At 69.5% G+C, this 26,408-nt stretch carries 26 protein-coding genes and 2 tRNA genes; 6 read left to right on the top strand and 22 right to left on the bottom strand.

From position 1 onward, the window contains the following. Positions 1-50: 50 nt before the first annotated feature. From ACFVWD_RS11230 to ACFVWD_RS11205, 6 genes are all read right to left on the bottom strand, one after another. Positions 51-620, bottom strand: coding sequence for a hypothetical protein (locus ACFVWD_RS11230; RefSeq protein WP_389595230.1), 570 nt, complete (start codon positions 618-620; stop codon positions 51-53). Next, entirely contained in the window at positions 617-1,198 is a 582-nt protein-coding gene (locus ACFVWD_RS11225) for a hypothetical protein (RefSeq protein ID WP_389595228.1), read from the bottom strand. Before ACFVWD_RS11225 ends, ACFVWD_RS11230 begins: the two co-directional genes overlap by 4 nt. A 10-nt stretch (positions 1,199-1,208) precedes the next feature. Then, a complete protein-coding gene (locus ACFVWD_RS11220) occupies positions 1,209-2,828 on the bottom strand; it encodes a hypothetical protein (protein WP_389595227.1) in 1,620 nt (539 codons plus the stop codon). 450 nt (positions 2,829-3,278) lie between these two features. Further along, positions 3,279-3,719: a hypothetical protein gene (locus ACFVWD_RS11215; protein ID WP_389595225.1), complete on the bottom strand. Its 441-nt coding sequence runs from the start codon at positions 3,717-3,719 to the stop codon at positions 3,279-3,281. 137 nt (positions 3,720-3,856) lie between these two features. Beyond that, entirely contained in the window at positions 3,857-4,018 is a 162-nt protein-coding gene (locus tag ACFVWD_RS11210) for a hypothetical protein (RefSeq protein ID WP_389595223.1), read from the bottom strand. Continuing rightward, on the bottom strand, positions 4,015-4,257 hold the full coding sequence (locus ACFVWD_RS11205) for a helix-turn-helix domain-containing protein (protein WP_389595221.1): 243 nt from the start codon (positions 4,255-4,257) through the stop codon (positions 4,015-4,017). Before ACFVWD_RS11205 ends, ACFVWD_RS11210 begins: the two co-directional genes overlap by 4 nt. Before the next feature lie 136 nt (positions 4,258-4,393). On the opposite strand from ACFVWD_RS11205, the gene ACFVWD_RS11200 reads away from it, so the two are divergent. Then, on the top strand, positions 4,394-4,981 hold the full coding sequence (locus ACFVWD_RS11200) for a hypothetical protein (protein WP_389595219.1): 588 nt from the start codon (positions 4,394-4,396) through the stop codon (positions 4,979-4,981). A 49-nt stretch (positions 4,982-5,030) separates the two neighbouring features. Here the strand turns inward: ACFVWD_RS11200 and ACFVWD_RS11195 are convergent, their stop codons facing one another. The 5 genes from ACFVWD_RS11195 to leuS all read right to left on the bottom strand — a co-directional run bounded on the left by ACFVWD_RS11195 (position 5,031) and on the right by leuS (position 12,568). After that, complete coding sequence (locus tag ACFVWD_RS11195; RefSeq protein WP_389595217.1) at positions 5,031-6,500, bottom strand: recombinase family protein; 1,470 nt, start codon at positions 6,498-6,500, stop codon at positions 5,031-5,033. Positions 6,501-6,509: 9 nt separating this feature from the next. After that, positions 6,510-7,697 carry a helix-hairpin-helix domain-containing protein gene (locus ACFVWD_RS11190; RefSeq protein ID WP_389595215.1) on the bottom strand — a complete coding sequence of 396 codons (1,188 nt, stop codon included), beginning with the start codon at positions 7,695-7,697 and terminating at the stop codon, positions 6,510-6,512. A 182-nt stretch (positions 7,698-7,879) separates the two neighbouring features. Further along, entirely contained in the window at positions 7,880-8,725 is an 846-nt protein-coding gene (locus ACFVWD_RS11185) for a DegV family protein (RefSeq protein WP_389595213.1), read from the bottom strand. Between the two features lie 69 nt (positions 8,726-8,794). After that, a complete protein-coding gene (locus ACFVWD_RS11180) occupies positions 8,795-9,526 on the bottom strand; it encodes a hypothetical protein (RefSeq protein ID WP_389595211.1) in 732 nt (243 codons plus the stop codon). A gap of 153 nt (positions 9,527-9,679) precedes the next feature. Further along, on the bottom strand, positions 9,680-12,568 hold the full coding sequence (leuS, locus tag ACFVWD_RS11175) for a leucine--tRNA ligase (protein ID WP_389595209.1): 2,889 nt from the start codon (positions 12,566-12,568) through the stop codon (positions 9,680-9,682). Between the two features lie 417 nt (positions 12,569-12,985). Between leuS and ACFVWD_RS11170 the strand changes: the two genes are divergently transcribed. Both ACFVWD_RS11170 and ACFVWD_RS11165 read left to right on the top strand, forming a co-directional pair. Then, positions 12,986-14,290, top strand: a complete 1,305-nt coding sequence (locus ACFVWD_RS11170; RefSeq protein ID WP_389595207.1) for a cytochrome b/b6 domain-containing protein — start codon at positions 12,986-12,988, stop codon at positions 14,288-14,290. Continuing rightward, the gene (locus ACFVWD_RS11165; RefSeq protein WP_067370006.1) at positions 14,287-15,906 is read left to right on the top strand and encodes an NADH-quinone oxidoreductase subunit NuoF family protein; all 1,620 of its coding nucleotides are present in this window, start codon (positions 14,287-14,289) and stop codon (positions 15,904-15,906) included. The genes ACFVWD_RS11170 and ACFVWD_RS11165 overlap by 4 nt, the downstream gene beginning before the upstream one ends. Positions 15,907-15,956: 50 nt before the next feature. Here the strand turns inward: ACFVWD_RS11165 and ACFVWD_RS11160 are convergent. Continuing rightward, positions 15,957-16,029 (bottom strand) — tRNA-Ala (locus ACFVWD_RS11160). A 147-nt stretch (positions 16,030-16,176) separates the two neighbouring features. On the opposite strand from ACFVWD_RS11160, the gene ACFVWD_RS11155 reads away from it, so the two are divergent. Beyond that, entirely contained in the window at positions 16,177-17,385 is a 1,209-nt protein-coding gene (locus ACFVWD_RS11155) for a glycosyltransferase 87 family protein (RefSeq protein WP_389595205.1), read from the top strand. Here the strand turns inward: ACFVWD_RS11155 and ACFVWD_RS11150 are convergent. The 3 genes from ACFVWD_RS11150 to ACFVWD_RS11140 all read right to left on the bottom strand — a co-directional run bounded on the left by ACFVWD_RS11150 (position 17,354) and on the right by ACFVWD_RS11140 (position 19,303). Beyond that, complete coding sequence (locus tag ACFVWD_RS11150; RefSeq protein ID WP_010986886.1) at positions 17,354-17,587, bottom strand: hypothetical protein; 234 nt, start codon at positions 17,585-17,587, stop codon at positions 17,354-17,356. The two genes, ACFVWD_RS11155 and ACFVWD_RS11150, sit on opposite strands and share 32 nt — an antisense overlap. Positions 17,588-17,590: 3 nt before the next feature. Beyond that, positions 17,591-17,764 (bottom strand): hypothetical protein, encoded by a 174-nt coding sequence (locus ACFVWD_RS11145; RefSeq protein WP_389595203.1) that lies wholly within the window; start codon positions 17,762-17,764, stop codon positions 17,591-17,593. Between the two features lie 69 nt (positions 17,765-17,833). Beyond that, positions 17,834-19,303, bottom strand: a complete 1,470-nt coding sequence (locus tag ACFVWD_RS11140; protein WP_389595201.1) for an MFS transporter — start codon at positions 19,301-19,303, stop codon at positions 17,834-17,836. Between the two features lie 119 nt (positions 19,304-19,422). On the opposite strand from ACFVWD_RS11140, the gene ACFVWD_RS11135 reads away from it, so the two are divergent. After that, on the top strand, positions 19,423-20,340 hold the full coding sequence (locus ACFVWD_RS11135) for a helix-turn-helix transcriptional regulator (RefSeq protein WP_389595199.1): 918 nt from the start codon (positions 19,423-19,425) through the stop codon (positions 20,338-20,340). A gap of 80 nt (positions 20,341-20,420) precedes the next feature. On the opposite strand, the gene ACFVWD_RS11130 is transcribed toward ACFVWD_RS11135, so the two are convergent. From ACFVWD_RS11130 to ACFVWD_RS11100, 7 genes are all read right to left on the bottom strand, one after another. Then, positions 20,421-20,493, bottom strand: a tRNA-Ala gene (locus ACFVWD_RS11130). A gap of 107 nt (positions 20,494-20,600) precedes the next feature. Beyond that, a complete protein-coding gene (locus tag ACFVWD_RS11125; RefSeq protein WP_389595396.1) occupies positions 20,601-21,221 on the bottom strand; it encodes a histidine phosphatase family protein in 621 nt (206 codons plus the stop codon). Between the two features lie 113 nt (positions 21,222-21,334). Further along, positions 21,335-21,778, bottom strand: a complete 444-nt coding sequence (gene rsfS / locus ACFVWD_RS11120) for a ribosome silencing factor (protein WP_168491454.1) — start codon at positions 21,776-21,778, stop codon at positions 21,335-21,337. 172 nt (positions 21,779-21,950) lie between these two features. Further along, a complete protein-coding gene (locus tag ACFVWD_RS11115; protein ID WP_389595197.1) occupies positions 21,951-23,783 on the bottom strand; it encodes a LytR C-terminal domain-containing protein in 1,833 nt (610 codons plus the stop codon). A 25-nt stretch (positions 23,784-23,808) separates the two neighbouring features. Beyond that, positions 23,809-24,543, bottom strand: coding sequence for a nicotinate-nucleotide adenylyltransferase (gene nadD, locus ACFVWD_RS11110; RefSeq protein WP_389595195.1), 735 nt, complete (start codon positions 24,541-24,543; stop codon positions 23,809-23,811). A gap of 79 nt (positions 24,544-24,622) precedes the next feature. Further along, the gene (locus tag ACFVWD_RS11105) at positions 24,623-24,784 is read right to left on the bottom strand and encodes a hypothetical protein (protein WP_095854717.1); all 162 of its coding nucleotides are present in this window, start codon (positions 24,782-24,784) and stop codon (positions 24,623-24,625) included. A gap of 155 nt (positions 24,785-24,939) precedes the next feature. Next, positions 24,940-25,098: a hypothetical protein gene (locus ACFVWD_RS11100; protein WP_168491460.1), complete on the bottom strand. Its 159-nt coding sequence runs from the start codon at positions 25,096-25,098 to the stop codon at positions 24,940-24,942. 103 nt (positions 25,099-25,201) lie between these two features. Between ACFVWD_RS11100 and ACFVWD_RS11095 the strand changes: the two genes are divergently transcribed. Next, the gene (locus ACFVWD_RS11095) at positions 25,202-26,344 is read left to right on the top strand and encodes a M48 family metallopeptidase (RefSeq protein ID WP_389595193.1); all 1,143 of its coding nucleotides are present in this window, start codon (positions 25,202-25,204) and stop codon (positions 26,342-26,344) included. The last annotated feature ends 64 nt before the right edge of the window (positions 26,345-26,408 follow it).

Here is a 26,408-nt window from a genome sequence, read left to right as displayed (position 1 = left end):
TTCGTGGTGTGATGACGGGTGGCTGGCCCCGGTACGAGCGGGGCCAGCTGCTAGCCCCGGTCGCCGTGTTCGAAGCGGGCAGCGCGGGCGGCATTGACGGCGTCGCACACGCCGATCCCGAAGGCCTTGGCGGCGCGTCGGTCGGTGAACTGGAACTCGAGGACGCCGGTCTCCTCGTTGACCGTGGCCTGTTGGAACCAGTAGGCATCGGCCGTGACCAGCTTCGGCCCGTAGTCCTGGAAGAACGCGGCGGTGAACGATCCCGGCTGCAGGTCGGGCGTGAACTGGTGGTACATGCGATACCGGCTCTTCAGGCCGCCGGGGGGTCCGACGAGAAGCAGCACCGGGGACCCGGATTCACGGGCAAGGGATCGGCAGAGGTCGACGTGCTCCCCGTGGTGTTCGCTCACTTCGGCGTTCTTGATCTCCGCGAAAACGGTGCGGCCGTCCGGGAGAAGCAGCTTGAAGTCCGGGAGATAGGGCGTGCCATCGAGCAAGTAGCCCTGTGATTCGTACTCCCATGAAATGTCGAGGGCGTTGAAGAAGACGGCCCAGCGCGCTTCGAGGCGGGAGCGGAATCGGTGGCCGTCGTAACTGGTCTCGATGGGTTGGATCGTCACGCTGTCTCCTGGGCGGTCGTGGTGAGGGTGTTGCGGCGGCCCGCGCCGGATCCGACCGCGGGTGCGTGCAGCAGGTACAGCAGGGCCCTGATCTCGTCGTGCCGCTGCTCGAGTTGCTCCGGGTCAGCGGTGTCGCGGGCCCGCCGAAGGTCATTGCGGATCGCCGTGATCGCGCCCTTGATGTTGAGCGCGTCCGGGGTGACCGCCGGCTGCTGTTCCATGGCGAAGCTGAGCAGGGCTTGGCGGTCGCGGACGATGACGACTTCCGGGGTGCGTTCCACCCACCCCTGGGTTTCGAACTGATGGAGTACCTGGCCGAACGCCACGGACGTCTTGTTCTTGCCGAGGCCGTTCCTGTCGCCGAGGTGCCAGCGTTCCCGGGCTACCGGGCCGCGCAGCTTCGTCTCACCCTTCGGGAGCAGCGCCCGCAGCGTGCTGCGCCGCACGGCCTCCAGGCCGAGGGCGCCCAGCGCGAACGCGGCCGTCCGCCGGATACCAATCGCCTTACTTGTACCGTCGCTGTAGTCGATCTGCGGAGCCGTGCGCTCCGCATTCCGACTGGGGGGTTGAGTGGGCATGAGTCTCCGTTCAGAGCTTCATCGCGGGGTGGCATTTGCCGCAGACGGACGTGCGCGGGTCGCCCGTCCAGTCGGGCTCCGTCTTCAGCCGTGTGACGGGGTCGCAGTTGGGGTTGCCGCAGTGGGGGATCTTGGCTGCCTTGGCGGGGTCGGCGGGCTCCTGCCACACGCTGTTGTCGTAGTGGCGGCCGAGCTGGGGGCCCTGCTGGCGCTGTACGCGCTTGCCCGCCTCGACGGCTTGCCGGACGCGCTGATCGGTCTTGGAAGGGGCGCCGCCTTGCTGTCCTTCCTGTCGGAGTTGTTCGGCGATGGCCATCCAGCCGGCGACCTTGGCGTCCGTGCCGGTGAGGTTCTGGCGAGCAACCAAGGTCGGGTGGCAGTCGGGGCAGCCCTGGTGCTCACCGTCGATGACCCGGTAGCGGAAACGGATGTTGAACTGCGCTGCCGGGTTCTCACGGATGCACGCGTCGCAGACAGGCGGAACCGTGGGGTTCTGTCCCGCAGCTGCCGGGTGGCAGTTGGGGCACGGGTCGCTCGTGATGGGGTTGACGCGCAACGCCAGGTCCGTAGCTGCCGCGGGATCGATGCCGAGGCAGTCCCAGCAGGCGGGCGGCAGAGCGCTATCAGGAGCAGCGGCGGGCAGCTCCTTCTCCCCGAGCCGGTGCGCGTACACCGAGGCAGGTGAGCGGACGGTGGGGTCGTCGCTGATGTCGAGGTAGCGACGGAGCCCGTTCTCGGTCCAGCCGGCCTTGAAGGCGGCAGCAACACGGATGGTCAGCTTGGCTCGCCGTGTCTGTCCCGGCTGCTTGCCTCGGTAGTCGAGGCCGTCGACGAACGACTCGGCGCGGGCGAGCGGCTTGTCTTGTTCTTGATCTTCTGAAGAAAAGGAATCCCCGCCTCCGCCTCCCTCCTCGGCAACCGTGACCGTGTCGGTCACGCTCGAGGAGTCCTCAGCCACGGAGGAGGAGGGGGAGTCTTTAGAGGAGAGATCAAAAGAGGAGACAAGAGGAGTAGGGGTTAGCTGTCCGCTAACCCTCTCTGTAGCTGTCAGATAACCCAGTCCCTCGACTGCGTTAGCTGTCAGATAACCCTCAGGGTTAGCTGTCAGATAACCCTCAGGGTTAGCTGTCAGATAACCCTCTTCTGGATCTCCGTCGACTGGGTTAGCTGAGGGATAACCCTCTTCTGCGTCTGTCGGACTGACGGTCTCAGGTGGCAGATCTGCCGCCGCTTCCTCGCCGTCCGCGGCTGCAGCGTCGCTTGCGACTCCGTCATCTGAAGTCGCAACGGGCTTGGTGCAGTGGCCCTTGTAGCCGCTGTGCGGGGGGTCGGGGCACAGCTCGACGATCCGGTACACGGCGTGCTGGCCGGTGTAGCCGCGCAGCTCTTTGCCGCCCCGCAGGGCGAACTCCAGCGCCTTCTTTTTCATCAGCCGGTTGATCGAGATCCGCCAGGAAGCGGGCGTCTTGGCGGCCCGCTTCAGGATGTGCGGGGCGTGAACGGCACCCCAGGTCTCGCGGCTGGAGTCGTTGGCGTTCTCGGCCAGGACGATCAGGTCGCCGCGCTCACCGGGCGTCAGGCCGATGTCCTGCCAGTGGTCGAGGATCTCGACGATCAGGCGAACGCCCACAGGTCACCTCCCTGAACTGCTTGCCGCCGACGGCTCGGCTTCCTGCTCACGTGGTGCTCCCGGTCGTGGCGTTACGAGGCTGGATTCGGTAGAGGGCTCCGCACGGGGCCCGCCGCTGGCCTAGCCCGACATGGCGGTGCCATCCGTCGCAGCTGGGGCAGCGCACGGCGGTCTCAATACGGCCGCGTGTCGAGATAGGCAGAGGGCGGACGACAGGCAACTCGGCGGATCCGTGAACAAGTCCGGGCTGCACGAGCTGCTGCGCCGATACACTCGTTGATGAGGAAGTCGGCGTTTGTGTCGTCGTGAGGGGCCCGGTGGCGCGGGCCCTTTTCCTTTTCTGCACTGCGTCGTCCGTTCGCGAGGCGAGGCCGGTGCGGGTGCCTGTTCTTGCGGTCTCGCGAGGGATATGGGCGGTGGCCGCGCCCGGGTGGACGCGGCCGGGGCGGCTCAGATGTCGTCGCGCTTGGCCATGGCCAAGCGGTGGCGCAGCAGGTCGAGTTCGTCGAGGACGTTGGCGAGGGCGGAGGCGCAGATGCCATTCACCTCGGTGTCCTCGCCGATCGGCCGGACCGCGCCGAGGGCGTCGTGCAGCATGTGCTCGTCGTCGCCTTCGAGGTACGTCTTCACCTCGGCGGCAGCCGCGTTGAGCTTGGCGGCGCGCTCCTCGTCGTGGAGCCGGACGATGTACGCGACGAACAGGCCGTCGAGCGCCTGCGCCTGCTGCACCGGCGTGAGTTGGCGCCACGCCTCGTGACCGATCAGGGTGACGTCGACGCCGCCCGGGTGCTCGCGGTGCAGCTTGGCCCGCGCTTCCTGTACGGCACCGTAGAAGGCGCTGGTGTCGGCGAGGCTGGCGGCAATCTCGTCGAAGGCTTCGGGGTCTGCCATGATGGCTTCAGTCCTTTCTGTCGTTGAAGCCCTGGGTCGCTGCCGAGCGATGAGCCCGGGGCTTCGGCGCGTGCGGGTTGGATCAGGCCCCTGCCGGTCGACGTTGGCGCGTCGTCCTGGCGGGGGCCGACTTCGTTTCAGGCGGCTTCGGGGCGCTGTTCCTCCGCGCGCCTGGCGGGCTTGTCGGTGAGGTGCAGCAGGGCGACGATGCGGCGCACCTGTGCGGTAGAGAGAGGCCGTTCGGCGTAGACGTCGGAGAGCGTCCGGTGCGTGCGAGGGGTCCCTTCCGGCGCGGTCATGCGACCTTGTCCCGGCTCTCGGCGCGGGCGATTCCGAGGATGTCGGCGAGCTTGAGTGCAGCTCCCGCCCGCGGCTGAACCTGTCCGGACTCCCAGCGGGAAAGGCTTCCTGGCGTCATGCCCAGGGCCGTCGAAACTTCCCGCAGGGACATCCGGAGACTCAGCCGGCGTTCGCGGGCCTGCCCTGAAGCGAGCATGCGTCGCACCTCGGAAACCCTCTGTAGGGCTTCGATGTCCATGCCTGAATTCAACACTAACGGCATGAGTGAGGTCAACAAAAACAGGCAGAGTATTTAGATCGCTCGCGTAGCCCGTGCAACACACACTTGGCACTGCGTGTTGCACTCGCGGCGCGAGATCGACGACGATGACCGCATGCCCGCACGCACCCCCACGCTTGACGTTGAAGCCGAAGACCCCGAGGTCTGGCCAGTCACCGGCACCGATGCACGGAAGGTGGACGTACACGTCAAGGACCCTGAGCTCGACGTGCACGTCACCTTCGAGCTCGGCCTGATCCCTGGACAGCCGCTCCGCGTACTCAGCTACCGCGTCTTGTCCTTCCACGGCATAGACACGCCCCTGAAGGACCTGCCCGTCATCCGGTGGGAGAAGGCGGCGAAGGCGGCGGCGGAGCGGCGCCTGGTCGGCGGGGGTCCATACGGGCAGAACGTGGCCCCGGAGGACCTGGCAAAGCTGATCGTCGACCAGAAGTTCCCCGAGCTGGCGGGGGTGACGGGCGGCAACGGGCTGCGCAGGAAGAACGGGCTGCTCCAGCTGGCCCAGAGGGCAGCCGAGTACATGGAGGCCAAGGAGTCGGGCTCGTCGAACCCGGCGCAGGTGCTCGCCGACCGGCACGGGGTTTCCGCCGCGACGGTCCGCGGCTGGCTCCACAGGGCTCGCCGGGAAGGGCTGGCCCTGGAGAGCGCCCATCCCAACGCAGGCCCTCGCCCGCAGTCCTGAAAGAACGAAGGCCCCCGCCATCACGGCGGGGGCCTTGCTGTGCGCGCCTTCAGTCGAGCGGCACCAGTCGTGCAGGGTTGAACTTGTTGCCGTGGCTGCGATCATGCGGCAGCACCCTGTATCCGCTGGGCAGCAGGGCGAGCAGAACTTCCCGCTTGTCGGCCGGCGTGAGCCCAATCCATCCGCTCTGCACGTCGCCGGCCAGCAGTGAGCGCAGTACCCGCGGGGCACGGGAGACGAGCAGCGCCCGGGACTCCTTGACGCGCGCCTCGATGATGCTCCGGGCCTCGCGGTACTCCGCGAAACCGAGCTCCTTGGACGCCCACATCTTGGCCAGCTGCTTCAGCTGCTCCTCGTCCTCGGCGAGTTCCTTCCGTGCATCGCCCGTGACTTCGGTGTCAGCTGCGTGCCGCAGCTGCTCGAGGACGCGCGGCGTGCCGAGCAGCTCGAGGACCTGGCGCTCCACCTCGTCTTCGATGAACGACGCCTTCACCGCGATCTTTCCGCATCCGCCACCCTTGGGGGCGCACCAGTACCGCGGGCCGCCGTTTCCGAAGGCGCCCTCAAGAGGGTGCTCGCACCGTGAGCAGTGGAGTGACCCGTTCAGCCAGCGCTGCAGCGTGAGGTCGGTCGTCCCGGCGCGCATGGCGAGACGCTCACAGATCCGCCGCCATCTGTCCTCGGGGATGATCGGGTCCCAGACGGCCTTGCCGACGACCTCGCCCTTGTAGGAACGCAGGCCGGCGACGGACGACTTGCCTATGACGGAGCCGACGCTACGGGCGCTCCAGGGCGCTCCTGTGGCGCTGGCGACGCCTCGCCGCTCGAGGTCCTCCGCGATGGAGTGCAGGCTTTCGCCCGTCTCTTCCGTGATCTTCGCCCGCTGCTCAGGAGTCCAGCCATCCCATTCGCCGAGGATGCGGCTGCCGATCTCGACGAGGATGGCGGCTTCGGCGGGCACGACCTGGTGGCCGTCGGTGCTGAAGCCGTAGCCGCGGAAGCCTCCGCCGTTCCACTTGCCCTCTTTGGCGAGCTCCTCGTGCTTGCGGGCGACGCGCCGCGCGGTGTCGCGGGAGGACTTGTTGGCGATGGCGACCATGACGCGGGCCATGGTGATGTCGGCGTCGTTGGCGAGGCGTAGGGACCCGGAGACGCTCTCGACGGGGATGCGCGGGCGCCGGGATTCCACGACGTCGATGAGGTCTTCGAGGTCGCGCGGGTCGCGGGCCGTGCGGTCCAGGTCGTAGGCGAGCAGGCCGTCCCGCTCCCCCGATGCGAGCTTGTCGAGGACGGACCGGAAGCCGGGCCGGACGGTGCGCAGGCCAGTAGACCCGTCGGGGAGTTTGATCGTGCGCCTTTTGTACGCACTGGTGTCGTTCTCGATGACCACTTCGGCGATGGTCCAGCCCAGTCGATCGGCCAGGTGGCGGCCGTCTTCCTCCTGCCGGGCGACCCCTTTCGCGTCCTGTGCCTTGTCATCGCTGATTCGAACAAGCAGAACCGCTCTCGTTGGCAGCATGTCCATAGATTAGCATTGACACATCGCGTCGCCGATTCCATTGACCTCGCGGAGCTCGTCGACCGAGCGGAAGCCGCCGTGCTGGGTGCGGTAGTCGATGATGTGCTGGGCGAGAACGGGACCGACGCCCGGCAGGGTGTCGAGCTGGTCCACGGTGGCCGTGCTGAGCGAGACCGGAGCCGAAGGAACCGCTCCTGAAGCGGACCCGCCGATCCCGGTGGCATTGGAGCCGCCACCCATGACCGGTCCAGCCACGGCGGCGGGGGCGCCCACCACGACCTGCTCGCCGTCCACCAGGAGGCGGGCCCGGTTGAGCCCCTCGGTGTTCGCACCCGGTCGCACCCCACCCGCGGCCCGCAGCGCGTCCTCGACCCGCGACCCGGCCGGCAGTCGTTGCAGCCCGGGACTGCGCACCTTGCCGCTGACGTCCACCACGATCGCGGTCCCGGTCGAACCGGTCGAGCCGGCCGGGCTCGGCGGCGCCCCGGCCGAGCCTCCCGGCTCCGCCGACTTCCGCTCCACCGCGCCGCTCTGCCCGCCGTACGGCGCCACTGCCCGCACCACCTCGGGAGCCCGCACCGACTGCGTCCTGCCACTCCAGAACTGCTGCACGGCGAAGACCACGGCGACAACCAGCAGCACACCGAGTGCGGTCACACTCCTGCGCTCCAGACCGCACCTCGACTGCAGCCACAACGGCATCCGCTCCCGCACGGCGAGCCCGGTCCGCTCCCGCCATGCCGCCGTTGCACCGGGCACGGGAGCGCCGCGCTCGGCACGGTCGTCCGCACTCGCACGCGCGCCTGGGCTCGGGCTCGGTTCGTCACGGTCCAGGACCCCGGTGAGCGAAGAGCCGCCACCTCCCCGAACGACGGCGCCCCCGACCCCCGCCGAGGTGCTCCCCCTTGGGCCTCCCACATCCCGGTCCACGCCCGGCGGCCCGTCCCCCAACCCCCCTTGTGTGCCAGGCCCTTCAGAGAAGAGCGCCTGCGCACGCAGGCGGAGCGCCTCGGCCGAGGCATCGCGGCGTCGGGCGCGGGCGCCTGTACCTGTATCTGTACCTGCGCTTGTACCTACACCTGCGCCTGCGCGGCTTGGCGAGCGATGGCGGCGATGGCGGGTGCGGCCGTCGGAGACGGGTCCGCGGCCCGGGCCGCTGGTCGGTGTGGCGGTGCGTGAGCGTGATCGAAGTGCCATGCGTCGAGGATCGGGCAACTCTCCGCCCTCGCGATGATCTTGCTCAAATCCCGGGGAAAACTACCCAGTTGTGGATAAGTCCGTCACCCACACGAGTCACACCAGGCCCAGTAGACGCATCAGACGCAGTAATCCCATCAGACGCAGGCGCCCCCACTCCGCCACCGCCGAATTCCTCGGCCTCATCGAGGCGAGACGACGGCCCCCAGCAGCCCGGGGCCCGTGTGCGCCCCGATCACCGCACCGACCTCGCTCACATGCAGATCGACCAGGCCCGGCACCCGCGCCCGCAACCGGTCCGCGAGGGCGGACGCCCGCTCGGGGGCGGCGAGATGGTGGACGGCGATGTCGACCTGGGCGCTGCCCGCGCGTTCGGCCACGATCTCCTCGAGCCGGGCGATCGCCTTGGACGCCGTCCGTACCTTCTCCAGAGGTTCGATCCGCCCCCCGTCGAGCTGGAGCAGCGGCTTCACCGCGAGCGCGGAGCCCAACAGCGCCTGCGCGGCGCCGATCCTGCCGCCACGACGCAGATAGTCGAGTGTGTCGACGTAGAAGTACGCGTAGGTGCCGGCGGCCCGCTTCTCCGCGGCCGCGACGGCCTCGTCGACAGTGCCCCCCGCCTCCGCGGACTCGACCGCGGCCAGTGCGCAGAACCCGAGGGCCATCGCGATCATCCCGGTGTCCACCACCCGCACGGGGACCGGGGCCTCACGGGCCGCGAGGACGGCGGCGTCGTATGTGCCGGAGAGTTCGGCGGACAGGTGGAGCGAGACGATGTCGGTAGCGCCCGACTCGGCGACCCTGCGGTAGGCCGCGGCGAAGACCTCGGGGCTTGGCCGGGACGTGGTGACGGAGCGCCGCTTCTGGAGTGCCTGCGCCAGGGAGCGGGCCGAGATCTCGGTGCCCTCTTCGAGCGCCTGATCGCCGAGAACCACGGTCAGGGGCACCGCGGTGATGCCGTGGCGCTCCATCGTCCGGGGCGGCAAGTAGGCCGTTGAATCGGTGACGATCGCGACATGGCGGGACATGAGCTGGAGGTTACCTGCCGGGGAGCGCGGACGGCAGCCCGGCCCCTTTCACCTGCGGTCTAGGTCGGGTCAAGTCGTGCTCTCGGGACGGGGTTTCTTCTGCCAGGGGTAGGTGGGCCGCTGTCCCGGCGGGGTGATGGCGGAGCGCGGCGGCTCGTCGGCCGGGCGGGACTGCGGGGGCTCCGGCCAGGTCTGGCCGCTGGAAGTGGCCGTGTCCGGTGCCGGTGCCTCGGGCCAGGAGGCCGTGGGCCCCGGCGTGGTCGTCCAGTGCCGCAGGGCGCCCGCCTCGACGTCGATCTGCTCACTCAGCGAATCCAGGTCGTCGGCTGCGAACCGGCGGGCCCGGTCCCGCGCGGCCCAGCGCAGCGAGTCCGCGGACTGCGTGATCCGCTCGGTGCGCTCGCGCAGCTCGGGCAGCCGCGTGGAGAGCGTCCTCTTGTCCGGTTCGCTCTCCAGGCGCCTCAGCTCGTCGTCCAGCTCACGCCCGTGCACACTGAGCCGCTCGAACAGCCCCAGGGACTCCTTCAGGGACTCGTCCTCGGCCACGCCCGAGTGCAGCGCGTCCTGCGTGGCCCGCATCGAGGTGCGCAGCGTCAGCCTCAGCTGGGCGATCTCGCCCGCCGGGCCCGGCTGAGTGAAGGTCTTGGCACGCAGGGTGGTGTCCTCGACCGTGCGGCGGGCCTGGGAGATCGTGCGGTCCACACCGCGTTTGGCGGCGCCGATCACCTTCACGGTGGCGTATGCGCCCAGCACCACGAACAGCAGGAAGAGCAGGGCGACAACTGTGATCACGGCTTCCACCACGCTCCTCCTCCGGACGTCGCGGCAACCGCCGCGTCACTCTTCAACGGTAAACGCAACGGGCAGGTCCGGAGTTCCAGAAGAACCCCGAACCTGCCCGTAGGGGACTACCCCTAGCCAAGCCGCCGATCCGTGCCGGACCGGGGCAAGCAGCTACGCCGTGACGATATTCACCAGCTTCGGCGCCCGCACGATCACCTTGCGGATACCCGCGCCGTCCAGCGCCGCGACGACCTTCTCGTCGGCCAGCGCGATCTTCTCCAGCTCCGCGTCGGAAATCGACGGGGAGACCTCCAGGCGCGCCTTGACCTTGCCCTTGATCTGCACGACGCAGGTCACGGCCTCGTCCACGACGTACGCCGGGTCGGCCACCGGGAAGTCCTGGTGGACGACCGAGTCGGTGTGGCCCAGCTTGCGCCACAGCTCCTCGGCGATGTGCGGGGCCAGCGGCGCGACCAGCAGCACCAGGGGCTCGGCGACCGTGCGCGACACGGGGCCGCCGGTCTTGGTCAGGTGGTTGTTCAGCTCGGTGACCTTGGCGATGGCGGTGTTGAAGCGCAGGCCCTCCAGGTCCTGGCGCACGCCGTCGATCGCCTTGTGCAGCGCCCGCAGGGTGTCCTCGTCGGCCGGGGTGTCGACGACCGTGACCTCGCCCGTGGTCTCGTCGACGACGTTGCGCCACAGCCGCTGCAGCAGCCGGTACTGGCCCACCACCGCGCGCGTGTCCCACGGCCGCGACACGTCCAGGGGGCCCATCGCCATCTCGTACAGGCGCAGGGTGTCCGCGCCGTACTCGGCACAGATCTCGTCCGGAGTGACCGCGTTCTTCAGGGACTTGCCCATCTTGCCCAGCAGTCGGGAGACCTTCTCGCCCTGGTAGTAGTACGCGCCGTCGCGCTCCTCCACCTCGGCGGCCGGCACCGCGATGCCGCGGCTGTCGCGGTACACGAAGGCCTGGATCATGCCCTGGTTGAACAGCTTGTGGAACGGCTCGACCGAGGAGACATACCCCAGGTCGTACAGCACCTTCGACCAGAAGCGCGCGTACAGCAGGTGCAGCACGGCGTGCTCGGCGCCGCCGACGTACAGGTCGACGCCACCGTGCGGCTGGCCCTCGCGCGGGCCCATCCAGTACTGCTCGATGGCCGGGTCGACCAGCTTCTGGTCGTTGTGCGGGTCCAGGTAGCGCAGCTCGTACCAGCAGGAACCGGCCCAGTTGGGCATGGTGTTGGTCTCGCGGCGGTACTTCTGCGGGCCGCGGCCGTCACCCAGGTCCAGGGTGACGTTGACCCAGTCCTCGTTGCGGGACAGCGGCGTCTCGGGAGAGGTGTTCGCGTCGTCCGGGTCGAAGGTGCGCGGCGAGTAGTCCTCGACCTCCGGCAGTTCCAGGGGCAGCATCGACTCGGGCAGCGCGTGCGCGACGCCGTCCTCGTCGTAGACGATCGGGAAGGGCTCGCCCCAGTAGCGCTGGCGGCTGAACAGCCAGTCGCGCAGACGGAAGTTGACGGTGCCCTCACCGATGCCCTTGCGGGCCAGCCACTCGGTGATGCGCTCCTTCGCCTCGGCCACGCCCAGGCCGTCCAGCGCGATGTCGTCGTTGGAGGAGTTGATGATCCTCGCGTCGTACGACGCGAAGGCGTTCTCCCACGTCGACGTGTCGGTGCCGCGGCCGTCGGTCGGCTCGACGATGCAGCGGATCGGCAGCTCGAAGGCGCGCGCGAACTCGAAGTCGCGCTGGTCGCCGGCCGGGACGGCCATGATCGCGCCGGTGCCGTAGCCCATCAGGACGTAGTCGGCGATGAAGACCGGGACCTGCTCGCCGTTGACCGGGTTGGTCGCGTAGGCGCCGGTGAAGACACCGGTCTTGTCCTTGGCCTCGGCCTGCCGTTCGACGTCGGACTTGGAGGCGGCCTGCGCACGGTAGGCGGCGACGGCCTCGGTGGGCGTGGCGTGACCGCCGGTCCACACCTCGTGGGTGGCCTCGGGCCAGGCTTCGGGGACGAACTTGTCGACCAGCGGGTGCTCGGGCGCCAGCACCATGTAGGTGGCGCCGAACAGGGTGTCCGGGCGCGTGGTGAAGATCGTGATGGCTTCGCCGTCGATCGGGAAGTCGACGCGGGCGCCCTCGGAGCGGCCGATCCAGTTGCGCTGCTGCAGCTTGATCGCCTCGGGCCAGTCCAGCGCCTCCAGGTCGTCCAGCAGCCGGTCGGCGTACGCCGTGATGCGCATGTTCCACTGGCGCAGCTTGGCCTTGAAGACGGGGAAGTTCCCGCGCTCGGAGCGGCCGTCGGCGGTGACCTCCTCGTTGGCCAGCACCGTGCCCAGCCCGGGGCACCAGTTGACGGGCGCGTCGGAGGCATACGCCAGTCGGTACTCGCTCAGGACGTCGGCGCGCTCGTCGGCGGCCAGCTCGTTCCACGCGCGCGTGGCGCCGTCAACGCTCGGTACGGCGCGCTCGCCGCTCTCGAACTGGGCGATCAGCGCGGAGATCGGACGGGCCTTGTCCGCCTCGTCGTCATACCAGGAGTTGAAGATCTGCAGGAAGATCCACTGCGTCCACTTGTAGTACTCCGGGTCGATCGTGGCGAACGACCGGCGCTTGTCGTGACCCAGGCCCAGCGCGCGCAGCTGGGCCTTCATGTTCTCGATGTTGGCCTCGGTGGACACGCGCGGGTGGGTGCCCGTCTGTACGGCGTACTGCTCGGCGGGCAGGCCGAAGGCGTCGAAGCCCAGGGTGTGCAGAACGTTGTGGCCCGTCATGCGCTGGAACCGGGCGAATACATCGGTGGCGATGTAGCCCAGGGGGTGGCCGACGTGCAGACCCGCTCCCGAGGGGTACGGGAACATGTCCATGATGAACTTCTTGGGCTTGGCGGCCAGCTCGGGGTCGCCCGCCAGGTCACCGCTGGGGTTCGGCGCCTCGTACGTGCCCTCGGCGTCCCAGAAGTCCTGCCAGCGTGCCTCGATCTCAGCGGCCATCGCGGCCGTGTAGCGGTGCGGCGCTGCCACCTCGGAGGCGGCAGCGGGGTTCGTCTCGCTCATGATCCTCAAAGCTCCATCGATCGTCTCTGCCAGCGGCTCGGAAATGAAAAATCCCCTCGCACAGGAGGGGACGCCGCGCCGATTCCGACCACGGGTCGACAGTGGTCGGGACTGATCAGCGCGGCTCGCTAAGCAGAAGGCGTACGGCACGCATGGCGTCAGGGTACCGCAGCCCCTGCGCGCGCCGCGACGAGCTTTGGACGGGGCAGACACGCCGTGCCGCTCGTCACAATCACGCCAAAAAAAACTGAACAATATTCAAATATTACTTCGCGTAAGGGGACGCTACGGGACAACACAAGGGCTTGGTCGCGGTTTGATAACAACGCAATAACTCAAACCTCGTACCCATCGGTATGGCTCGACTTAGAGTTCGGCTTCGGGACCGCTTCCCCGAACCGTTGGGAGTAACCCCCTATGAACCCTCGTCGCAGTGGCAGCACGCTTCCCCGACCGGGCCGCTCGGCCTACGGGGTGGCGACGGCTGCCGTCCTGCTGCTCATACCCGTGGTCGTGCTGGCCGGAGGCAACCGAGTCCAGGACTTCCTCAACTTCGGTGCGGGCGTCCTGTCGCTCGTCTCCCTCACGTGTTCGGTCATCTGGGGCCTCATCGCCCAGGACCGGCTCATCCTCAACACGCGTCAGCGGATCGTGGCACAGGGCATCCACCGGGTGACGGCCGTCGGCTCGATCGCGTTCCTCTTGGTGCACATCACCATCAAACTGGCGCTGGACCACACCGTCCTGATCGCCGCGCTGATCCCCTTCAGTCTGGGCGTCAAGGGCAGCGCCGGACTCATCGGCCTCGGCTCCCTGGCCGGGCTGCTCATGATCTTCGTGGGCATCACCGGCGCACTGCGCAACCAGTTCGCGGCTCCGGCACCCGTCGCGGCGCGCTGGCGCGCGATGCACATGCTGGCGTACCCGGCACTGTGCGCGGCGCTGATCCATGGTCTCTTCGCGGGACGGGCGGCGAAGCCGTTCTTCATGGTGTCCTACGAGCTGTGCCTGGTCGCGGTCGGCGCGGCCCTCGCCCTGCGTGCGGCTCCCCACCCCTTCAAGCGCAAGGTCGCCGACCGGATCCTGGCGATCCTCGGCGAGGGCGGCGGTGCCGGTGGCCGCATGGCCCGCGAGGACCTGACGGCGTCCCGTGCCGCCCTGTCGGAGAACTCCCTGCCGGGCTTCGCCCCACGCCCCGCGCAGCAGTCCTCGGGCGCCCCCTTCGTACCCCCGCAGCGCACGCCGTCCCCCGAGCAGTCGCTGTACCAGACCCCGGTCGACCCCGCCGCTGCCGCGGACGCGAAGTCCGGCTTCGCGGCCGCCTACCGGGCCGTCTCGGGCACGCCCGGCGCGGCCCCGACCGAGCGCATCCAGATGCCCATGGACATGCAGCCGACGGAGACGTTCCCCCGCGCCGACGCCGGCGGCAGCACGTCGGGCAGCTGGCCCATCCCCTCGCCGCCGCCGGTCGGCGAGGCACCCCGCTCCGCGTACGACCCGCTCGCCGACACGGGATACAACATCCCCGTCTATGACAACTCGGCCACCGGCGGGTACGTCACGAGTGATGTGTACAACAACGGTGAGACGAACCCCGCCTTCGGTACGTACAACACCAACGACACGTACGACAGCGGTCCCACGCCTGACGTACTGCCGGGCGCCTTCGACGCTCCTGGCTCCGGTGAACCATGGAACGCTCCTTCCGGAGGCTTTAAGTGAACGAGGCCCTGCCCGACGTCCCGGAGGTCCGCGTCGTCGGACTTCCGCAGCTCACGTCGGGCTTCGACCTGGTTGAACGGCTCGATCTGCCCATGCACCTCAAGGTGCACGGGCCGCTCGAGCCGATGGGCGGTGAACAGCTCGCGGGCCTCGCCGAGGCCATCGGACTGAAGGGCCGCGGCGGCGCGGGCTTCCCCTTCGCCAAGAAACTGCGCTCGGTCGCCGAGTCGGCCATCAGCAAGGGCATCCGACCCGTCGTGGTCGTCAACGGAAGTGAGGACGAACCCGCCTGCCGCAAGGACACGGTGCTCATCAACCGTGCCCCGCACCTCATCCTGGACGGCGCCCTGCTGGCCGCGGAGGCCATGGGCGCCCGCACCCTGGTCATCGGGGTGACCCGTGAGTCGACCCAGCGGTCCATGGAGGCCGCGCTGGCTGAGCGCGGCCTGAGCGACCGGCGCGGATCGCCGCTCCGCGCGCGTGTGCAGCGCAATCCGGTGCGGATGGTGACCGGAGCGGCCGCTTCGCTCATCCGCTCCATCGACGGCGGCCCGGCCATCCCGCCGGGCCGCAAGATCAGCGCGTCGCAGAGCGGCGTCGGCGGCGCGCCCACCCTGCTGTCGAACGCCGAGACGTACGCGCAGCTGGCCATCGCCGCCCGTATCGGCCCCGACCGCTACCGCAACACCGGTCTGTACGACGAGCCCGGCACCGTCATGCTCACCATCTCCGGCGCGGTCGCCCGCCCCATGGTGATCGAGGTCCCCACGGGCGTGCCGCTGCGCTACGTGCTCCAGCTGGCCGGCGCCCCGCCGATGCCGCAGGGCGTGCTGACCGGCGGCTACCACGGCAAGTGGCTGGACGCGGCGACGGTCAACGAGGCGATCGTCTCGCGCAACTCCCTGGACGCGGTGGGTGGCGCGCTCGGCGCCGGCGCGATCCTCCCGATCACCCAGGAGACGTGCCCGCTGGGCGAGTCGCTCCGGGTGGCCCAGTGGCTGGCCGAGGAGAGCGCGGGACAGTGCGGTCCCTGCTACCTCGGCCTGCCCGCCGCGGCGCGCGGCCTGGAGGACATCCTCAACGGCGGCGGACCGGCCGCCCTGGAGGCCGTGAAGCAGGTCGCCAAGGCCGTGAAGAGACGCGGCGCCTGCTCGCACCCCGACGGTTCGGCGATGTTCATCGAGTCGACCATCAAGGCGTTCACGGACGACCTGGCCGCCCATGTCCTCGGCAATGGCTGCGGAAGGCCCGTGGAGGGCGTTCTGCCGCTCTTCGAGGGCGGTCAGCTCCCCACCGGCATCCCCGGCGGCCAGGCGGTCGAGGAGGCGGGCCCCAGCCGCCAGAAGATCTACGTCGACTGGACCCTGTGCCGCGGTCACGGCCTGTGCGCGGACATCCTTCCCGAGGTCTTCGAACTGGGCGCCGACGGTTTCCCCACCGTCGCGCAGGCCCAGGTGCCCCGGTACGCGGAGGCGAAGGCGCTGCGGGCCGTACGCCGCTGCCCGGCGCTCGCCCTGCGCATCGAGGAGGACACCCGCTCCTCCGCCCCGGCACGCAACAACCTGCCGGTCCTCTCCCAGCGTCGTGGCCGTCGGGCGCTCGGCAGCGGCCGCTGAACACGACGAAGGCGGGTCACCCTGACCGGGTGACCCGCCTTCAATATTTGTGGAGCTAAGGAGAATTGAACTCCTGACCTCCTGCATGCCATGCAGGCGCTCTACCAACTGAGCTATAGCCCCTCGTGGCCATGCGGCGAAGCCGCATATCGACCGTGTCGCCCGGTTTCCCCGGCGGCGACGCCAACATTACACGGTCCTCCCCGTGGACCACCAAATCGATTCCGTGCCGCACGGACAATGCGGACATGAGGGATAGTGTCGGCCTTCGTGACCGTGATCGCGCTCCCCCGTGTCCGCCGCCGTGCGCCCGTCGCCCTGGGGGCGTGCCTGTTGTCCTTCGCCGCCTTCTGGTGGGCGCAGCGTGCCGCGCACGTGTCGATGATCGACCTGATGGTGTACCGGGCGGAGGGCGAGACCGTCCGCGCGGGCGGCGACCTCTACGCGCTGCGTACGACCGAGGCCCATCTGCCGACCACCTACCCGCCGTTCGCGGCGCTGCTGTTCACGCCGCTGACGCTGCTGGACACGTCGGCCGTGCGGACCCTGGCGACGGCCGGAAATCTGGCCCTTCTTGTGGTGTTCGTGGCCCTCTCGCTACGGCTCGTCGACCACGCGCGCGTGGAGAGCGTCTGGTGGGCTTCCGCGGCGGCCGTGTGGTGCGAGCCGGTGTGGACGACCGTGCGGTACGGGCAGATCAATCTGCTGCTCGGAGTGCTGGTGCTGTGGGACCTGACGCGGCGGCCCTGGCACCGCTGGGCCGGAGTGGGCATCGGACTCGCGGCGGCGGTCAAGCTGACACCGGCGCTCTTCGCGGTGTTCCTGCTGGTCACCGGTGTCGTGACATACGCACGGCGGGGCCCCGGAGGCCCCTGGCTGCGGCACGCGCGCGGGGCGGCCGTCACGTTCGCCGGGGCAACCCTGCTGGCGGCCTCCGCCCTGCCGTACGACTCATGGCGCTTCTGGAGCCGCATGGTCTTCGAGACGGGCCGGGTCGGGCTCGTGGAGGACACCGCGAACCAGTCGCTGCGCGGGGTACTGGCCCGGCTGCTGCACACCACTCAGCCGGGCCTCTGGTGGGTCGCCGCGGCGGCCGTGGTGGGCTCCCTGGGCCTCGGGGCCGCCGTGGCGGCGGAGCTGCGCGGGCGGCGCGCCTGGGCGGTGACCGTCTGCGCGGTCACGGCGCTGCTGATCAGTCCGGTGTCATGGTCGCACCACTGGGTGTGGTGCGTGCCGATGGTGCTGGTCCTCGGCACGCGCGGCCGGGCGGCCGCCGTCGGTGCGGCGCTGGTGACCGTCGTCGGTACGGCGCTGGTCTTCTGCTCGTACGCGCTGTGGTGGGTGCCACACGGCCCGGGACGGCTCGAACTGCAACAGACGGGCGCCCAGTTGACGTTGTCGGCCCTCTACGAAGGAGCCGGTCTCGTCTTCCTGACCCTGACCGGGGTCAGGCTGTGGCGAACGAATAGAACCGTTTGAGCGTGCAGTGCTCGTCGAGGAGCCGGCCGTAGATCGGCTCGCCCTCCAGCTCACGGTACGTCTCGATCGGGTCGCCTTTTATGATCAGCGCCCGCGCGCACTCCTCACACCAGTACTGGTAGTCGTGGTTGACCGGCTCCATGTCGCGGACGATCGGCGTACCACTGCCGCACCAATCGCACTTCCGCCTGTGTGCACCCATCGATCAGCTCCAGCTGTGGCCGCAGGCCGTGCACACGTAGAAGATCCCGCCGTTGTCGCCGAGGACCTGGGCGACGTGGACCGATCCGCAGGAAGGACAGTCGAGGAGAGTGGCTCTTCTACGTGTCTGTGCCACGTCGAGGAGATCGTCGACCTCCTCGAGGATGCTCGCAGGCATCGCTTCTCCCTCCCGTCGGGCCGCGCCCCCTTCCGGCCGTTTGATTCTGCCACGGCCGGAGCAATACGGTCAGCGACGCCTTCGTACCAGTCCGGACACGGCACCCGACGTGGCCGTCGCGGCCAGCGCATACGTGCACATGAGGAGCGCGTCCGCAGAGGTATACGCCCCCGGAGCCCCAAGTGACTCAAGTCGGTTCAAGAAGAGTGTGCCGAAGGTCGCGACACCGATCAGCTGACCGAGCTGGGCGACCGTCGCGAGCAGTCCACTCGCGTCCGCCGCGTCCTCGGGCCGCACCGTGGCCAGAGCCCTGGTCAGCGTGGGACTGAAGCCCAGCGCGAGGCCGGTCCCCACGCCCGCGAACGCCACATACAGCCAGGGACCGCCGTCGCCCCCGCCCTTCAGCACGGCTCCGACGCCGGCCACGGAAACGGCGGCGATGACGAAGCCGACGGGGATCAGGACACCTTGCAGAGCGGCCGGCCAGTTGCGCCAGGTCAGACCGACCAGGCCGAAGACCACCGCGGTCGGCGCGAAGGTGAGTCCGGCGCGCAGCGCGCTGTACCCGAGCCCGCCCTGAACGTGCAGGGTCAGTGCGAACAGGAAGCCCGCGTTGACCGCCATCACCGCGAGCAGGCGGAAGACCGCGAGGCCCATGCCGGGGTGGCGCAGCACCCGGGGTGAGATCAGCGGCGCTCCACCCCGCCGGGCGAGCCGGGACTCGTACAGACAGAAAAGGGTGAAGAGGACCGCGGCCGCGCCGAGCGACAGCCAGGACCACAGCGGCCAGCCCTCCTCCTGACCGAGCACGAGCGGCACGGTGAGCAGCGACACGGCGGCGCCGAGCAGGACGAGGCCCGGCAGGTCGAGGCCGCGTGAGCGCTCCACGGCTCCCGCGGCGTCCCGTGGCAGGACGCGGTGGCCGACGGCCAGGAGTACGAGGCCCACGGGCACGTTGACCAGGAACACCGGCCGCCAGCCGGTGCCGAACAGGTCGGCGCTGACCAGGACACCGCCGAGCACCTGTCCGGCCGCGGCTCCCGTCGCGACGACGGCGGAGTACACGCCGAGGGCACGGGCCCGGGCCTCGCCGGTGAAGTGGCGCTGGATCAGGCCGAGCACCTGCGGGATCATCACGGCCGCACCTGCGCCCTGCACCAGCCGGAAGGCGATCAACTCCCCGGTTCCCCTTGCGAGTCCGCACGCCAGCGAGGCCGCGGTGAACAGCGCGAGCCCGGCGAGGTGGACACGACGGTGGCCGAGCAGGTCGCCGAGGCGCGCGCCGGTGATCAGCAGTACGGCGTACGCGATGGAGTATCCGGCGACCACCAACTGCATTCCGGCGCCGGACGCGTGGAGTTCGGAACCGATCGTGGGCACGGCGACGTTCACGATGAAAACGTCGAGCAGTGCCATGAACTGGGCTGTGAGCACGACCGCGAGCAGCCGTCCGGGGCGATTGTCAGTGCCGGGGGCTTTACTGGTCTCAGGACTTGAATCCGCTGCGGGACCTGGGCCCGCGGGGGTTGTCGTCGTCATGGCTCCGAGCCTGGCGGCGGCCGGATACGGGTGCCGAGAGCCCGCCGATGCTGGTACTGACAGCACCTGGCAGCGGTCGGGTTCGGCGCGGACGATGGAAGACGGGGGAAGTGAAGCCGATGAACACGACACAGCGTCGCAGGCCGGAGCTGGCCGGCTTTCTGCGCGGCCGGCGGGCGCGGGTGACACCCGCCGACGTGGGAATGCCCCCGGGCTTCCGACGCCGCACGCCGGGGCTGCGCCGCGAAGAGGTCGCGCAGCTCTCCGGGGTCGGTGTGACCTGGTACACATGGCTGGAGCAGGGCCGCCCCATCAACGCCTCTCCTCAGGTCCTGGACGCGGTGGCGCGCACCCTGCGCCTGGACCAGACCGAGCGGGAGCATCTGTACCACTTGGCCGAAGTGCCCTACGAGTCCGAGCCGGAGCTCCCCGCGCAGACCGTGAGCGCGGAGATCCAGGGCATCATCGACGCCCTCGATCCGCGCCCGGCGGCGGTCTACAACTCGCGGTACGACATCCTGGCCGCCAACCCCCCTTACCGGGACCTGTTCTTCGTGCCGCAGACGCTCGACATCGGCGTTCCCAACGTGCTGTGGACCCTGTTCACCGTGCCCGAGCCCGACTGCCCCGTGGTGTTCCGGGACAGCGAACTGCCGTTGATGGTGGCGACGCTGCGCTCCGCGTACGGCAGACATGTCGGCGAGCCCGCCTGGGAGGACTACATACGCGGGCTGTCGGCCGCCAGCCTGCGCTTCGCCGAGTTGTGGGCGGGCGGGGACGTCCTCCCGCCGGGACCGCGCGTGAAGACGTTCCGCCATGAGGCGGTGGGCGAGCTGCGGATGACCTCGGTGTCACTGTCCATCGACGGGATGCCGGAGTGCCGGATCGTCGCCTACACCCCGGACGACGAGAAGGCGCGCAAGGGGCTGGCGGTCCTGCGCGAGCGGCGGGGGCGGTTGTGGCCACCGTCACTCGAAGCGGCCACTGCATCCCTGGGACCGATGTCGCCCATGTCACCGACATCCTGGGGGACATGAAAAAATCCCGCCCCTCGAAAGGAACGGGATTCTCATCACTGATCTGTGCTGATCTTTGACAACTCAATAGAGTCGATCTGTGGAGCTAAGGAGAATTGAACTCCTGACCTCCTGCATGCCATGCAGGCGCTCTACCAACTGAGCTATAGCCCCTTGTGTTCTTCCCGCCCGGCGGGGCGAACAAGAAGAACTTTAGCCTGCGACCTGCCAGAAAGTGAAATCCGGTCCCGCCCGGCCCCCGGGACCGGACAGGGGGCCGCTCAGTCGTCGTCGCCGAGCACCGGCTCCGGCAGTGTGCCGGCGTTGTGCTCGAGCAGCCGCCAGCCCCGCGCGCCCTCTCCGAGGACGGACCAGCAGCAGTTGGAGAGGCCGCCGAGGCTCTCCCAGTGCCGGGACTCCAGGCCGAGCAGGCGCCCGATGGTGGTGCGGATGGTGCCGCCGTGACTGACCACCACGAGGGTGCCGTCCTCAGGAAGCTTGTCGGCGTGGCGCAGCACCACGGGGGCGGCGCGGTCGGCGACCTCGGTCTCCAGTTCGCCACCACCGCGGCGCACCGGCTCACCGCGCTTCCAGGCGGCGTACTCGTCGCCGTACTGGGCGATGATCTCCTCGTGCGTCAGCCCCTGCCAGACGCCCGCGTAGGTCTCGCGCAGGCCCTCGTCGTGGATGACGTCGATGCTGGTGAGCGTGGACAGCTCGGCGGCCGTGTTCGCGGCGCGCTGGAGGTCCGAGGCCACGATCGCGTCGGGCTTCAGCGAGGCGAGCAACCGGGCGGCGCGGCGGGCCTGGCCGAGGCCCGTCTCGGTGAGCTCGACGTCCGTGGTGCCCTGGAAGCGGCGATCCACGTTCCAGGACGTCTGGCCGTGCCGCCACAGGATGATGCGGCGACCGCGGCCCGGCTTCGTCCCGGCCTCGACGCCCGAGACGGTCGGCTGTCGCTGCGCCTGGGCGTCACCCGTGGCGGATGCCCTGGCCGCGTCGGCCCCCGCCGCGGTCACCGCAGCTCCCCGAGTTCGGCGGAGTCCTCCTCGGCCTGCAGCTTGGCGTGCTCGGCGGCCTTGCCGCGGGTGGCCTTGGCGTCGGCAGGCAGGTCAAGCTCCGGGCAGTCCTTCCACAGCCGCTCCAGAGCGTAGAAGACACGCTCCTCGCTGTGCTGCACGTGCACCACGATGTCGACGTAGTCGAGCAGTACCCAGCGGGCCTCGCGGTCGCCCTCGCGGCGCACCGGCTTGGCGCCGAGCTCCTTGTTCAGCCGCTCCTCGATCTCGTCGACGATCGACTTGACCTGGCGGTCGTTGGGGGCGGACGCCAGCAGGAAGGCGTCGGTGATCGAGAGAACGTCGCTGACGTCGTAGGCGATGATGTCGTGCGCGAGCTTGTCGGCGGCCGCCTGCGCGGCGGTGGTGATGAGCTCGATGGAGCGGTCCGTGGCGGTCACTACGCGGCTTTCCGTCGGCGGTCAGTAATGACTCAAGGGTCTCACGGACCGCCGACGGCACCCCACGCGTTTCCGTGGCCACGTCCCGAGGGCCCCGGAACGTGGCGCCGACCGCTCCGGAGGGTGACCCGCGACCACTCCCCGTGATCACCCAGTGGAGTGGTCGCCGTGATCACCCGGTGGAGGTGGTCACCTTGTAGTCCTGGCCGAGGACCACCGAGACGTCCGCGTTGGACGAGCCACTGCCCTTCTTCACGGTGCTGGTGGGCAGGCCGAGGGTCTTCGCGACCTCGATGGCGTCGCTCTTCCTGGCGGCATCGGTGTACGTGATCTGGGACACGCTCTGCGCGGTGGCGGCGGTGCCGGAGTCCAGGAAGGTGTAGCCGCCGTTGACCAGGACGACGCGGGCCTTCTCGGTGGCGTCCTTGTTCCCGGTGGCGTTCTTGATGCCGACACGGACGGCGGCGCCGGCGTCGGGACTCTTGGCGGTGCCGCCGAGGACGTCCTTGACCACGCTGTTGGTGGCGCTCTCGCTCAGGGTGCCGTCCTGCTGCACGGGCAGCAGTGCCGTCTTGTAGTCGCCGCCCTTGGCGAGGTCGGCGAGCTTGGCGAGGAAGGCACCGAGGTCCTGGTCGGTCAGCGAGGGGTCGAGGATCTGCGCCAGGGTCTGCACGGTGGTGGTCGCGGCCTGCTTGTCCGAGGACAGCTTGCGCAGCACGCCCTGCATGACCTGTCCGAACCGCTCCAACTGCGCGTTCTGGGCTTCGCCGGAGGCCCGGTAGGTGGCATAGGCGACGGCCGTCTTGCCGCTGAGGGTCTGGTTCTCGCCCTTCTTCACGAGGGGCGCCTCGCCCTTCTTCTTCGCATCGGGGTCCGGCACATCGGCGTTGGTGGTGAGGTCGATGTTGCCGACAAGGTCGACGAGGTTGCTGAGGTACGGGGTGTCGAGGCGCCAGGTGCCCTGGATGTTGGTCCCGAGCACCGTGTCGATCGCGTCCCGGGTCCCGGAGGAGCCGTCGTCGCCGACCGACTTGGCGAGCGTGGTCGTCGAGCCGCTGTCGTCCGTCAGGGCAAGGGTGTTGGGCAGCAGGACGGTGGTGCCCTGCTTGGTGGTGGTGTTGTCGACGAGCAGCGCCGTGGAGGTGCCGCCGCCCTTCGTGTTGTGCAGGTGGACGACGATCACATCGCGGTTCTGGGCACCCGTGGCCGTCGTCGCGGCGGACTTGCCGCCGGAGGAGGTGCCGGGCAGCTTCCCCGCGTACCAGAGGTAGCCGACGCCGCCGACCACGACCAGGGCGAGCACCACGGCCAGGGCGACGACCCTGCTGCGGGCGCGGCGCTTGGCCTCCTCGCGGCGCTCGGTGCGGTTCTCGGTGAAGTTGAGCCAGTCGATGACGTCTTCGGGCTCGGCTTCCTGCTCCTCGACGAAGGCGAACTGCTCGGTGCGGTAGTCCCGGTCGGCCCGGGGCGCGTTCTCCTCCGAGGGGCGCGCCTGCTGCGGGATGTAGGCGGTCTGCTCGGCGACCCGCGGCTGCTGCCCGGTGCTCGTGCCCGCGGCGCCGGTCCCGCTCCGGGACTGGCCCGGCTGCCCGGCCCGCCCCGTCTGCCCGACCTGACCAGCCTGCCCGGTCTGACCCGTGTGCGCCGACTGCGTCGTCTGTGCCGTCTGCCCGTAGGGGTCGTACGACGTCGTCGTCCCGGCGGCGCCGGACGCGCCGGATCCGTACGGGTCGTAGGGGTCGTAGCCGGGGACCGCGGTCTGCTGACCGGTGTCGTACGAGGACACGGGCTGCTGCTGACCGGTGTCATAGCCCCCCGCGCCGGTCGCGTAGGGGTCGTAGCCGTAGCCCTGGTGCTGCTGGGGCTGCTGCGGCTGTGCGTACGGGTCGTAGCCCTGCTGGGGCTGCTGGGGCTGCACCTGCCGGTACACAGGCTGCCCGAACTCGTCGTAGCCGACGAGCTCGTACTGGTCGCCGCCCGCGTATCCGTCGTATCGGTCGTTCACCGGTGCCCCTCTCGGCTCACTCGCCTCACTCGCCGCGGTACAGCTCGCGCTTGTCGATGTAGCGCACCACACCGTCCGGCACCAAATACCAGACGGGGTCGCCCTTGGCGACTCTCGCACGGCAGTCTGTGGAGGAGATGGCCAGCGCGGGAACCTCGACCAGCGAGACGCCACCCTCGGGCAGGCCCGGGTCGGTCAGGGTGTGACCGGGCCGGGTGACTCCGATGAAGTGCGCGAGGGAGAACAACTCCTCCGCGTACCGCCAGGTGAGGATCTGGCCGAGCGCGTCGGCACCGGTGATGAAGAAGAGATCGGTATCGGGGTTGAGAGCGCGCAGGTCGCGCAGGGTGTCCGTGGTGTAGGTCGGGCCGCCGCGGTCGATGTCGATGCGGCTCACCGAGAACTGCGGGTTCTCGGCGGTGGCGATGACCGTCATCAGATAGCGGTCCTCTGCCGGTGAGACCTTCCGGTCGGACTTCTGCCACGGTTGCCCGGTCGGTACGAACACCACCTCGTCGAGGTGGAACTGCGCGGCGACCTCGCTGGCCGCCACGAGGTGCCCGTGGTGGATCGGGTCGAACGTTCCGCCCATGACGCCGAGGCGTCGCTTGCCCGGATTCGAGGGGCCGTTCCCGGGGCCGGTCGTCAGCCGGCTCACCGCGCCTCTCGCCGGGCCGCCGAACGCGTCACCCGCGGCGCCGCCGACGGCGCCGCTCTCCGTGTCACTCGCCGGACCGGTAGGCATGTCCTGCTCTCCCATGCGTGCAGACCCTACCGGCCCGGTCGACGGGCTCCGCCCGACAGGGGTCTTCGGGACGGCTCCGAACGGCCGAAAAGCCTCAGCGGTCGCGGTTGAAACGCGTGGTGATCCACAGCAGCAGGAGCAGCACGAACAGTGCGCCGCCGCCGGTCAGGAACGGGTTGAGGCTCTCGTGGTTGCCCCCCTGCTCGCCCTCGGCGGCAACGGTGACCAACTGTGCAGCGGTGCTGTGGAAGCTCATCTCGGCAGGACCTATCCGGTGTGGGCGGGATAAAGACGTCGGTCCATCGTATGCGGGGTCCTCGGCCGCGATCACGCCGACTCCGCCGTTGGGGACGCCGGTTGCTCAGGCCTCCCCGGCCGACACACGCCTCAGTGGTCCCGCCTGTCCCCGCGTCAGTCGTCCCGCTTGTACCCGCGCAGCAGGAACCAGGCCGTCAGGCCGACCCCGACGATCATCACGATCAGCACGACACGGAGCAGATTGCCCGGGCCCTGCTTGTCTGCCGCGCTCGCGGCTTCGGTGAGCCAGGCGGCTGCGGGGATGTGCTCCATGGTGATGGACTCCTTCTCTGTACTGCCCGTCCACGGTATCTCCGCCTAGGCTGGGCCGTGCCTTGGGGGCACAAAGGGCACTCAGACGCGCATGGGGGAACACATGTCCGACAACGGCCACCACCAGAACGGGCAGGAGAACGGGCACGAGAACGTGCCGAGCAGGCAGCGCAGGCGCTTCGAGGGGATCTCCTCGCGCACCTACGAACACCCGGCGGACCGCTCGGCCCTGGTGGCCCTGCGCAAGCTCAGCGGCTTCGACACGGTCTTCAAGGCCCTGAGCGGCCTGCTGCCCGAGCGCAGCCTGCGGCTGCTGTTCCTGTCCGACTCGGTGCGCGTCTCCGACGCCCAGTTCGCGCACCTCAACACGATGCTGCGGGACGCCTGCCACATCCTGGACCTGGAGAAGGTCCCGCCGATGTACGTCACCCAGGACCCGCAGCCGAACGCGATGTGCATCGGCCTGGACGAGCCGATCATCGTCGTGACAACCGGGCTCGTCGAGCTCCTGGACGAGGAGGAGATGCGGGCCGTCGTCGGGCACGAGGTCGGCCACGCGCTCTCCGGTCACGCCGTCTACCGCACGATCCTGCTCTTCCTGACCAATCTGGCGCTCAGGGTGGCCTGGATCCCGCTGGGCAACATCGCGATCATGGCGATCGTGACCGCGCTGCGCGAGTGGTTCCGCAAGTCGGAGCTGTCGGCCGACCGGGCGGGGCTCCTCGTCGGGCAGGACCTGAAGGCCTCGATGCGCGGCCTGATGAAGCTCGCGGGAGGCAATCACCTGCACGAGATGAACGTGGACGCGTTCCTCGAGCAGGCCGAGGAGTACGAGGCCGGGGGCGACCTGCGCGACTCCGTTCTCAAGATCCTCAACACCCTCCCCCGCACACACCCCTTCACCACCGTGCGGGCCGCCGAGCTGAAGAAGTGGGCCGAGTCCCGCGACTACCAGCGGATCATGGACGGTCACTATCCGCGGCGCAGCGAGGACAAGGAGACCTCGGTCTCGGACTCCTTCCGGCAGTCGGCCGCGAGCTATGCCACGGACGTCAAGAACTCCAAGGACCCGCTGATGAAGCTGGTCAGCGACATCGCGGGGGGCGCGGGTGACCTCGGCGGGCGAGTGCGGCGCGGATTCGGGGGCTTCGCCGGCGGCACCCCGAACGACCGGACCGCCCCCGAGGACCGGACCTCGCCGAAGGACCAGCCGCCCCGGGACAGCACCCCCGAGGACGACGACTGACGCGCACGGGAGCCGGGGACGCGACGGTCACGGCCAGACCCTCGGCCGGCAGAACCTCGGCTGT

This window comes from Streptomyces sp. NPDC058086 (assembly GCF_042885015.1).
GTDB lineage: Bacteria > Actinomycetota > Actinomycetes > Streptomycetales > Streptomycetaceae > Streptomyces.
This window is presented reverse-complemented; position numbering and strand designations above follow the sequence as displayed.